The sequence below is a fragment of the Pseudomonas sp. 8209 genome (assembly GCF_028682105.1).
Lineage (GTDB): Bacteria > Pseudomonadota > Gammaproteobacteria > Pseudomonadales > Pseudomonadaceae > Aquipseudomonas > Aquipseudomonas palmensis.
In genome coordinates this window covers 666122-676075 of the sequence record NZ_JANIAH010000002.1, presented here as the reverse complement: position 1 = coordinate 676075, position 9954 = coordinate 666122, and the positions used below count along the sequence as shown (strand labels likewise).

The 9954-nt window shown below is 63.2% G+C and carries 13 protein-coding genes; 12 read left to right on the top strand and 1 reads right to left on the bottom strand.

Going from position 1 to position 9954, the window contains the following annotated elements; all coding sequences use genetic code 11:
• Positions 1-52 precede the first annotated feature (52 nt).
• A complete protein-coding gene (gene suhB / locus NP552_RS06760; protein WP_043864459.1) occupies positions 53-871 on the bottom strand; it encodes a type III secretion system regulator SuhB in 819 nt (272 codons plus the stop codon).
• Positions 872-1015: 144 nt separating this feature from the next.
• On the opposite strand from suhB, the gene trmJ reads away from it, so the two are divergent.
• From trmJ to rlmN, 12 genes are all read left to right on the top strand, one after another.
• The gene (trmJ, locus tag NP552_RS06755; protein WP_274096572.1) at positions 1016-1789 is read left to right on the top strand and encodes a tRNA (cytosine(32)/uridine(32)-2'-O)-methyltransferase TrmJ; all 774 of its coding nucleotides are present in this window, start codon (positions 1016-1018) and stop codon (positions 1787-1789) included.
• Positions 1790-2572: a serine O-acetyltransferase gene (cysE, locus tag NP552_RS06750; RefSeq protein ID WP_043864461.1), complete on the top strand. Its 783-nt coding sequence runs from the start codon at positions 1790-1792 to the stop codon at positions 2570-2572. It begins immediately after the preceding gene.
• Positions 2573-2726: 154 nt separating this feature from the next.
• Positions 2727-3218 carry a Fe-S cluster assembly transcriptional regulator IscR gene (gene iscR / locus NP552_RS06745; protein WP_043864462.1) on the top strand — a complete coding sequence of 164 codons (492 nt, stop codon included), beginning with the start codon at positions 2727-2729 and terminating at the stop codon, positions 3216-3218.
• A gap of 43 nt (positions 3219-3261) precedes the next feature.
• Positions 3262-4476 (top strand): IscS subfamily cysteine desulfurase, encoded by a 1215-nt coding sequence (locus NP552_RS06740; protein ID WP_043864463.1) that lies wholly within the window; start codon positions 3262-3264, stop codon positions 4474-4476.
• Positions 4477-4522: 46 nt separating this feature from the next.
• Positions 4523-4909 (top strand): Fe-S cluster assembly scaffold IscU, encoded by a 387-nt coding sequence (iscU, locus tag NP552_RS06735; RefSeq protein WP_002552476.1) that lies wholly within the window; start codon positions 4523-4525, stop codon positions 4907-4909.
• Between the two features lie 28 nt (positions 4910-4937).
• The gene (iscA, locus tag NP552_RS06730; RefSeq protein WP_043864464.1) at positions 4938-5261 is read left to right on the top strand and encodes an iron-sulfur cluster assembly protein IscA; all 324 of its coding nucleotides are present in this window, start codon (positions 4938-4940) and stop codon (positions 5259-5261) included.
• An 8-nt stretch (positions 5262-5269) separates the two neighbouring features.
• Positions 5270-5791, top strand: a complete 522-nt coding sequence (gene hscB / locus NP552_RS06725) for a co-chaperone HscB (protein ID WP_043864465.1) — start codon at positions 5270-5272, stop codon at positions 5789-5791.
• A gap of 41 nt (positions 5792-5832) precedes the next feature.
• Positions 5833-7695 carry a Fe-S protein assembly chaperone HscA gene (gene hscA, locus NP552_RS06720; protein ID WP_043864466.1) on the top strand — a complete coding sequence of 621 codons (1863 nt, stop codon included), beginning with the start codon at positions 5833-5835 and terminating at the stop codon, positions 7693-7695.
• A 3-nt stretch (positions 7696-7698) separates the two neighbouring features.
• Positions 7699-8040: an ISC system 2Fe-2S type ferredoxin gene (fdx, locus tag NP552_RS06715; protein ID WP_043864467.1), complete on the top strand. Its 342-nt coding sequence runs from the start codon at positions 7699-7701 to the stop codon at positions 8038-8040.
• Positions 8041-8054: 14 nt separating this feature from the next.
• Positions 8055-8255, top strand: a complete 201-nt coding sequence (gene iscX, locus NP552_RS06710; RefSeq protein ID WP_043864468.1) for a Fe-S cluster assembly protein IscX — start codon at positions 8055-8057, stop codon at positions 8253-8255.
• A 91-nt stretch (positions 8256-8346) separates the two neighbouring features.
• Positions 8347-8772 carry a nucleoside-diphosphate kinase gene (gene ndk, locus NP552_RS06705; protein WP_043864469.1) on the top strand — a complete coding sequence of 142 codons (426 nt, stop codon included), beginning with the start codon at positions 8347-8349 and terminating at the stop codon, positions 8770-8772.
• Between the two features lie 28 nt (positions 8773-8800).
• The gene (gene rlmN, locus NP552_RS06700; protein ID WP_054916603.1) at positions 8801-9949 is read left to right on the top strand and encodes a 23S rRNA (adenine(2503)-C(2))-methyltransferase RlmN; all 1149 of its coding nucleotides are present in this window, start codon (positions 8801-8803) and stop codon (positions 9947-9949) included.
• Positions 9950-9954 lie beyond the last annotated feature (5 nt).

Below are 9954 nucleotides of genomic sequence, written 5' to 3'. Positions count from 1 at the left end.
CCAGCCACAAAAAAGCACCCCGAAGGGTGCTTTTTTATTGCCCGGCTGAAACTCAGCGCTTCAGCGAGGCCGGCAGGTGCGGCTGGATCGCCGTCAACACCGCCTTGAAGCACTTGATGTTACCGGCAACGATGTGGCCCTTCTCGAGGAAGTCATGACCACCGGTGAAGTCGCTCACCAGGCCGCCCGCTTCCTGGATCAGCAGTGCGCCTGCCGCCATGTCCCACTCGCTCAGGCCCGACTCCCAGAACGCATCGAAGCGGCCGGCGGCCACGTAGGCCAGGTCCAGGCTCGCGGCGCCGGCGCGGCGGATGCCGGCGGTCTGGCCGACCAGGGCACGGAACATGCCCAGGTAGTTGTCCAGGCCGTCCATCTGGTTGTCACGGAACGGGAAGCCGGTACCCAGCAGGGCGCCGTCCAGGCTGGTGCGACCGCTGACGCGCAGGCGGCGACCATTGAGCTGGGCGCCACGGCCACGGCTGGCGGTGAATTCTTCCTGGCGTACCGGGTCGAGGACCACGGCGTGTTCCAGGCGGCCGCGGTACTTGCACGCGATGCTCACGGCAAAGTGAGGGACGCCACGCAGGAAGTTGGTGGTACCGTCGAGCGGGTCGATGACCCACAGGTAGTCCTTGCCTTCTTCGCCGTTGCCAGCATGCAGGCCGGTTTCTTCACCGTAGATGGAGTGGTTCGGGTACGCCTTGCGCAGGGCGTCGACGATGACTTTTTCCGCCGCGCGGTCGACTTCGGAGACGTAATCCTTGGCGTCTTTCTCATCTACCTTGATGGTATCCAGGCGCTCGATGGAGCGGAAAATCAATTCACTGGCGCTGCGGGCGGCGCGCAGCGCGATATTCAGCATGGGCTGCATGGACGTTTCACCTGGGTCGTTAAAGAAAGCCGAACATTCTAGCAGAAAACTTTGAACGAAGAAGGGCGACATTTGCTTTCATAGCGTAATGCCGGTCGCTTCTGTAAGATTTGCTCCCTTCCTTCCGTGTCTGTGAGCCGTCCCGTGCTGCCAAGAATTCGTGTCGTCCTGGTCAATACCAGTCACCCCGGCAATATCGGCGGGGCTGCGCGCGCCATGAAGAACATGGGCCTGTTGCGCCTGGTGCTGGTCGAGCCGAACGACTTTCCTTCCCACGAGGCCAGTGCCCGTGCCTCCGGCGCCGATGACGTGCTGGCGGGTGCCGAGGTGGTGGCCACGCTCGAGGATGCGCTGGTGGGCTGCACCCTGGTGGTGGGCACCAGTGCCCGCGACCGGCGCATCCCGTGGCCCCTGCTCGATCCGCGCGAATGCGGCGCCAAGGTCGTCGAGCAGGCAGGCGAGGGTGCCGAGGTGGCGCTGGTGTTCGGCCGTGAACATGCCGGCCTGACCAACGACGAGCTGCAGCGATGTCATTATCACGTGCATATCCCGTCCAACCCGGATTTCAGTTCGCTGAATCTGGCGGCTGCGGTCCAGGTCCTGGTCTATGAAGTGCGCATGGCCTGGCTGGCAGCCGACGGGCAGGCGTCGAAAGTCGAGAAGGTCGAAGTGGCCTCGGTGCGCAGCGCAGAGCTGGCGACCATGGACGAAATGGAGCTGTTCTACCAGCACCTGGAGTCCGCGCTGGTGGACATCGGCTTTCTCGACCCGACCAAGCCCAAGCACCTGATGCCGCGTTTGCGTCGCCTGTACGGGCGCAGCGCGGTGAGTCGATCGGAAATAAGCATTTTGCGCGGCATCCTCACCGAAACCCAGAAAGCGGCCCGGGGCGATGCGCACAAGCGGAAGGATCAGTAAATGTTCGAGCGTCTGCGTGAAGATATCCAAAGCGTTTTCCACCGTGACCCGGCGGCGCGCAATGCCTTTGAAGTGCTGACCTGCTACCCGGGCATGCATGCGATCTGGCTGCACCGCGCGGCGCATGCCCTGTGGGTACGGGACTGGAAATGGCTGGCGCGGCTGGTGTCCAACTTCGGTCGCTGGATGACCGGCATCGAGATTCACCCCGGTGCAAAGGTAGGCCGGCGCTTCTTCATCGACCACGGCATGGGCATCGTGATCGGCGAAACCGCCGAGATCGGCGATGACGTGACCCTGTACCAGGGCGTGACCCTGGGCGGCACCAGCTGGAACAAGGGCAAGCGCCACCCGACCCTGGAGGACGGCGTGGTGGTGGGGGCCGGCGCCAAGGTGCTGGGCCCGTTCACCGTGGGCGCGGGGGCCAAGATCGGCTCCAATGCGGTGGTCACCAAGGCGGTGCCGGCCGGCGCCACGGCGGTGGGCATCCCGGGGCGTATCATCGTCAAGTCCGACGCCGAGCAGGAGGCCCGGCGCAAGGCCATGGCCGAGAAGATCGGCTTCGACGCCTACGGCGTGAGCGAAGACATGCCCGACCCGGTGGCCCGCGCCATCGGCCAGTTGCTCGACCACTTGCAAGCGGTGGACGGGCGCCTGGAGGACATGTGCGGTGCGCTCAAGAACCTGGGTAGCGACTACTGCGCCAAGGAACTGCCGGCCCTGCGTGACGAAGACTTCGCGGACGTGAAGGTCGACGCCCGCAGCGACGCGTCGACGCATTGACAGAAGGGCGTGCGCTGGCGCGCCCGACTTTGCTACACTCTGCGCCGCCTCTCAGGCGCAATCCCGACTAAAGCAGTAGGTCTTATAGTTGACTTAAATGCTCGGGAATCGCATACTCGCACACATCCCGTAACTCCCGTGGTACCAAATAGCCATGCGACTGACTACAAAAGGCCGATACGCCGTGACTGCCATGCTTGACCTGGCGTTGCACGCGCAAAACGGGCCGGTGTCCCTGGCCGACATTTCCGAGCGCCAAGGCATCTCCCTTTCCTATCTGGAGCAGCTGTTTGCCAAGCTGCGTCGCAGCAGTCTGGTTTCCAGTGTGCGCGGTCCAGGCGGCGGCTACCAGCTGTCGCGCGTGATGGAAAGCATCCAGGTAGCCCAGGTGATCGATGCGGTCAACGAATCGGTCGACGCTACACGCTGCCAGGGCCTGGGTGATTGCCACGCTGGCGATACCTGCCTGACCCACCACTTGTGGTGTGATCTCAGCCAGCAGATTCACGAATTTCTGAGCGGTATCAGCCTGGCTGACCTTGTTACTCGCCGTGAGGTGCAAGAAGTCGCCCAGCGTCAGGACCTGCGCCGCATGGCGGGCCGGACACCGCATCTGGACAAGATTGAGACATCCGCCGTCGAATGACCGTTTCGACTGCGCGATGAGCCCGCCTGATAGGAGATATTCAATGAAGTTGCCGATCTACCTCGATTACTCCGCGACCACCCCGGTCGACCCACGTGTCGCCCAGAAGATGAGCGATTGCCTGCTGGTCGACGGGAACTTCGGTAACCCGGCCTCGCGGTCCCACGTCTTTGGCTGGAAAGCCGAAGAAGCGGTCGAGAACGCTCGCCGCCAGGTCGCCGACCTGGTCAACGCCGACCCGCGGGAAATTGTCTGGACCAGTGGCGCCACCGAGTCCGACAACCTGGCAATCAAGGGCGTCGCGCACTTCTACGGCACCAAGGGCAAGCACCTGATCACCTCCAAGATCGAGCACAAGGCCGTTCTGGACAGCACCCGTCAGCTGGAACGTGAAGGCTTCGAAGTCACCTACATCGAGCCGGGCGCCGATGGCCTGATCACCCCGGCCATGGTCGAGGCAGCCCTGCGTGAAGACACCATCCTGGTGTCGATCATGCACGTGAACAATGAAATCGGCACCATCAACGACATCGCCGCCATCGGCGAGCTGACCCGCTCGCGTGGCGTCATGTTCCACGTCGATGCCGCGCAGTCCACCGGCAAGGTCGAGATCGACCTGCAGAAGCTGAAGGTCGACCTGATGTCGTTCTCGGCGCACAAGACCTACGGCCCCAAAGGCATCGGCGCGCTGTACGTCAGCCGCAAGCCGCGCGTGCGTCTTGAAGCCACCATGCACGGCGGCGGTCACGAGCGCGGCATGCGTTCGGGCACCCTGGCTACCCACCAGATCGTCGGCATGGGCGAAGCCTTCGCCATCGCCAAGGAGCTGATGGCCAGCGAGAACCTGCGTATCAAGGCCCTGAGCGACCGCTTCTACAAGCAGGTCGAGAACCTTGAAGAGCTGTACATCAACGGCAGCATGACCGCGCGTATTCCGCACAACCTGAACTTGAGCTTCAACTACGTCGAAGGCGAGTCGCTGATCATGGCCCTCAAGGACCTGGCAGTGTCTTCGGGTTCGGCGTGCACCTCGGCATCGCTCGAGCCGTCCTACGTGCTGCGCGCCCTGGGCCGCAACGACGAACTGGCGCACAGCTCGATCCGCTTCACCTTCGGTCGCTTCACCACCGAAGAAGAAATCGACTACGCCGCGCAGAAGGTCTGCGAGGCCGTGACCAAGCTGCGCGAATTGTCGCCGCTGTGGGATATGTACAAAGACGGCGTCGACATCTCCAAGATCGAGTGGGCTGCGCACTAAGTAGTCGCCAGCAAGAGCGGCTCTCTGATGAGGAAGGAATAGCACCATGGCTTACAGTGAAAAGGTCATCGACCACTACGAAAACCCACGCAACGTCGGCAAGATGAATGCCGAGGACCCGGATGTCGGTACCGGCATGGTCGGCGCGCCTGCGTGCGGCGACGTGATGCGCCTGCAGATCAAGGTCAACGAGCAGGGCGTCATCGAAGATGCCAAGTTCAAGACCTACGGCTGTGGTTCGGCCATCGCTTCCAGCTCCCTCGCTACCGAGTGGATGAAGGGCAAGACCCTGGACGAAGCCGAAACCATCAAGAACACCCAGCTGGCCGAAGAACTGGCGTTGCCGCCGGTGAAGATCCACTGCTCGGTACTCGCCGAGGACGCCATCAAGGCGGCCGTGCGCGATTACAAGCAGAAGAAAGGTTTGCTCTAAGTTCGCCTGTTGCAGGTAAGGAGTCTCGATGGCTATCAGCATGACAGAAGCCGCCGCCAACCACGTGCGGCGCTCCCTCGAAGGACGCGGCAAGGGTGACGGCATTCGCCTGGGCGTTCGCACCACCGGCTGCTCGGGCCTGGCCTACGTGCTGGAGTTCGTCGACGCGCCGGACAGCGAGGACCAGGTGTTCGAAAGTCACGGCGTCAAGGTGATCATCGACCCGAAAAGCCTGGTGTACCTGGACGGAACCGAACTGGATTTCGTCAAGGAAGGGTTGAACGAAGGCTTCAAGTTCAACAATCCCAACGTGCGCGGTGAGTGTGGCTGCGGCGAAAGCTTCAACGTCTGAGGCTACGCGTGGGTACTCCTTGTCATTTCGCCCTGTTTGACCTGCAGCCGGGCTTTCGCCTGGACCTCGACAAGCTGGCCGCGCGCTATCGCGAGCTGGCCCGCGAGGTTCACCCGGACCGCTTCGCCGATGCCCCCGAGCGTGAACAGCGCCTGGCGCTGGAGCGCTCGGCCGGCCTCAACGACGCCTACCAGACCCTCAGGAGTGCGCCCAAGCGGGCGCGCTACCTGTTGGCGATGGGGGGCCACGAAGTGCCGCAGGAAGTCACTGTCCACGACCCCGAGTTCCTCTTCCAGCAGATGCAATGGCGAGAAGAGCTCGAAGACCTGCAGGACAGTGCCGACCTCGATGGCGTGGCCGCGTTCAAGCGCCGCCTGAAGGTCGCCCAGGAAGCACTCAACGAGGACTTCGCCGCCTGCTGGGAGGATGCTGCGCAGCGTGAACAGGCCGAGCGCCTGATGCGCCGCATGCAGTTCCTCGACAAGCTCGCCTATGAAGTGCGCCAGCTGGAAGAGCGCCTCGACGATTAACCCGGTGGCGCCGTTGGCGACACCCCTGGTATCAGATAAGCATGGCCCTACTGCAGATCGCCGAACCCGGTCAGACGCCACAGCCCCATCAGCGCCGCCTGGCCGTGGGCATTGACCTTGGCACCACCAATTCGCTGGTCGCTGCATTGCGCAGCGGCATTTCCGAACCGCTGCCAGACGCCGAGGGCCGGGTCATCCTGCCGTCGGCGGTGCGCTATCACGCCAACCATGTCGACGTGGGCTACAGTGCCCGTGACGCGGCCTCCAGCGACCCGCTGAACACCGTGCTGTCGGTCAAGCGCCTGATGGGGCGCGGCCTGGCCGACGTCAAGCAACTGGGCGAGCAACTGCCCTACCGCTTTGTCGGCGGCGAGTCGCACATGCCGTTCATCGACACGGTGCAGGGCCCGAAAAGCCCGGTGGAAGTCTCGGCCGACATTCTCAAGGTGCTGCGCCAGCGCGCCGAAGCCACCCTGGGTGGCGAGCTGGTCGGCGCGGTGATCACCGTGCCGGCGTACTTCGACGACGCTCAGCGCCAGGCCACCAAGGACGCTGCGCGCCTGGCCGGGCTGAACGTGCTGCGCCTGCTCAACGAACCGACCGCTGCGGCTGTGGCCTATGGCCTGGACCAGAACGCCGAAGGCGTGGTGGCCATCTATGACCTGGGCGGCGGCACCTTCGACATTTCCATCCTGCGCCTGACCGGCGGTGTGTTCGAGGTGATGGCCACCGGCGGCGACAGCGCCCTGGGCGGCGATGACTTCGACCATGCGGTGGCCGGCTGGATCATCGAGCAGGCGGGCCTGTCTGCCGACCTCGACCCCGGCACCCAGCGTCAACTGCTGCAAGCTGCCTGTGCGGCCAAGGAAGCGTTGACCAACAGCGATGTCGTGTCCGTGAGCCATGGCGCCTGGCAGGGCGAGCTGACCCGTGCCGGCTTCGACGCGCTGATCGAACCGATGGTGGCGCGCAGCCTCAAGGCCTGTCGCCGCGCCGTGCGCGACAGTGGCATCGAGCTGGATGAAGTCGAAGCCGTGGTCATGGTCGGTGGTTCCACTCGCGTGCCGCGTGTGCGCGAGGCGGTGGGCGCGCTGTTCGGGCGTACCCCGCTGACCGAGATCGACCCCGATCAGGTGGTGGCCATCGGCGCCGCGATCCAGGCCGATACCCTGGCCGGCAACAAGCGCGACGGCGGCGAACTGCTGCTGCTCGACGTGATTCCGCTGTCCCTGGGGCTGGAAACCATGGGCGGGTTGATGGAGAAGGTGATCCCGCGCAACACCACTATCCCGGTTGCCCGTGCCCAGGAATTCACCACGTACAAGGACGGCCAGTCGGCCATGATGATCCACGTGCTGCAGGGTGAGCGTGAGCTGATCAGCGACTGCCGCTCCCTGGCGCGCTTCGAACTGCGCGGCATTCCGGCCATGGTGGCCGGTGCGGCGAAGATTCGCGTCACCTTCCAGGTCGACGCCGACGGCCTGCTCAGCGTTTCGGCGCGCGAGCTGGGCTCGGGTGTGGAATCGAGCATTCAGGTCAAGCCGTCCTACGGCCTGACCGACGGCGAGATCACTCGCATGCTCAAGGACTCCTTCGAACATGCCGGCTACGACAAGGTGGCGCGCCAGCTGCGCGAGCACCAGGTCGACGCCGAGCGTCTGCTCGAAGCGGTGCAGGGCGCGCTGGACGCCGATGGCGAGCGCCTGCTGGACGCCGAAGAGCGTCTGGCGATCGAACAACAGATGCAAGACTTGCGTGATTTGATGAACGGTACCGATGGCGCCGCCATCGAGCAGCAGACCAAGCGTCTGTCGCAAGTGACCGATGCCTTTGCCGCCCGTCGCCTTGATTCGACGGTAAAAGCCGCTTTGGCCGGGCGCAACCTGAATGAGATCGAGGAATAACTGATGCCGCAGGTGATTTTTCTGCCCCACGAGAAGTTCTGTCCGGACGGAATGGTGGTGGAGGCCGAAACCGGTAAGTCCATCCTTGAAGTGGCCCATGACAACCACATCGAGATCGAAAGCGCCTGCGGCGGCGTCTGCGCCTGCACCACGTGCCACTGCGTGATCCGCGAGGGTTTCAACTCGCTGAACGAGGCCGACGAGCTGGAAGAGGACTACCTCGACCGCGCCTGGGGCCTGGAGCCCACGTCGCGCCTGACCTGCCAGGCCAAGGTCGGCACCGAGGACGTGACCGTCGAGATCCCGAAATACTCGCTCAACCACGCCGCCGAAGCGCCGCACTGACCGTTGGAGTCATCATGAGCCTGAAATGGGTTGATGTACTTGAAATTGCAATTCAGCTTGCCGAAAGCAAGCCGGAAGTCGATCCTCGCTACGTGAATTTCGTCGAACTGAGCCGCTGGGTGCAGGCCCTGCCCGACTTCAGCGACGATCCGAACCGTGGCGGAGAGAAGGTGCTTGAAGCCATTCAGGCCGCCTGGATCGAAGAAGCCGACTGAGCGCACTCGGCAGGTTAGGCAATCCCCCGGAACCCGCGTATAATTCGCGGGTTTAATTTTTCGCTTCACTTACTGTTTCTGGAGTTACACCATGGCTGTTCAACGTACTTTCTCCATCATCAAGCCTGACGCCGTTGCCAAGAACGTGATCGGCGAGATCACCACCCGTTTCGAAAAAGCCGGCCTGCGCGTCGTTGCCTCGAAACTCAAGCAACTGTCCAAAGCCGAAGCCGAAGGCTTCTACGCCGAGCACAAAGAGCGCGGCTTCTTCGGTGACCTGGTTGCCTTCATGATCTCCGGCCCGGTCGTTGTACAGGTTCTGGAAGGCGAAAACGCCATCGCTCTGAACCGTGAGCTGATGGGCGCCACCAACCCTAAAGAAGCTGCTGCCGGTACCATCCGTGCCGACTTCGCCGAGTCGATCGACGCCAACGCCGTTCACGGTTCGGACTCCGAAGCCGCTGCTGCTCGCGAAATCTCGTACTTCTTCGCAGCTACCGAGGTAACCGCTCGCTAAGCGACAGCTTACGAGTGAGGGTGAATCCATGACGACATCGACTGGTAAAACTAACCTGTTGGGCCTGACCCAGCCGGAAATGGAAAAATTCTTCGAGTCCATCGGGGAGAAGCGTTTCCGTGCCGGCCAGGTAATGAAATGGATTCACCACTTTGGCGTCGATGATTTCGACGCCATGACGAATGTCGGCAAGGCCCTGCGCGAGAAGCTCAAGGCCGTTGCCGAGATTCGCGGCCCCGAAGTGGTCAGCGAGGACATCTCCAGCGACGGCACCCGCAAGTGGGTGGTGCGCGTGGCGTCCGGCAGCTGCGTCGAGACCGTGTACATCCCCCAGGGCAAGCGTGGCACCCTGTGTGTCTCGTCCCAGGCCGGTTGCGCCCTGGACTGCAGTTTCTGCTCCACCGGCAAGCAAGGATTCAACAGCAACCTCACCGCCGCCGAAGTGATCGGCCAGGTGTGGATTGCCAACAAGTCGTTCGGCAGCATTCCCGCCACCATCGATCGCGCCATCACCAACGTGGTGATGATGGGCATGGGTGAGCCGCTGCTCAACTTCGACAACGTGGTCGCCGCCATGCACCTGATGATGGACGACCTGGGCTACGGCATTTCCAAGCGCCGTGTGACCCTGTCCACCTCCGGCGTGGTGCCGATGATCGACCAGCTGGCCAAGCACATCGACGTGTCCCTGGCGCTGTCGCTGCACGCACCCAACGACGCCCTGCGCAACGAGCTGGTGCCTATCAACAAGAAGTACCCGCTCAAGATGCTGCTCGAGTCGTGCATGCGCTACATGGCCGAACTCGGCGAGAAGCGTGTGCTGACCATCGAGTACACCCTGCTCAAGGACGTCAACGACAAGCTCGAGCACGCGGTCGAGATGGTCGAGCTGCTCAAGAACATCCCGTGCAAGATCAACCTGATTCCGTTCAACCCGTTCCCGCACTCCGGCTACGAGCGTCCGAGCAACAACGCGATCCGCCGCTTCCAGGACCACCTGCACCAGGCCGGCTACAACGTTACCGTGCGCACCACCCGTGGCGAGGACATCGACGCGGCCTGTGGTCAGCTGGTGGGGCAGGTGATGGACCGCACGCGCCGCAGTGAGCGCTATATCGCGGTACGGCAGCTCAATGCCGACGCCGATATGCCGCAAACCGGCGCGGCGGGCAACTGAGGCCG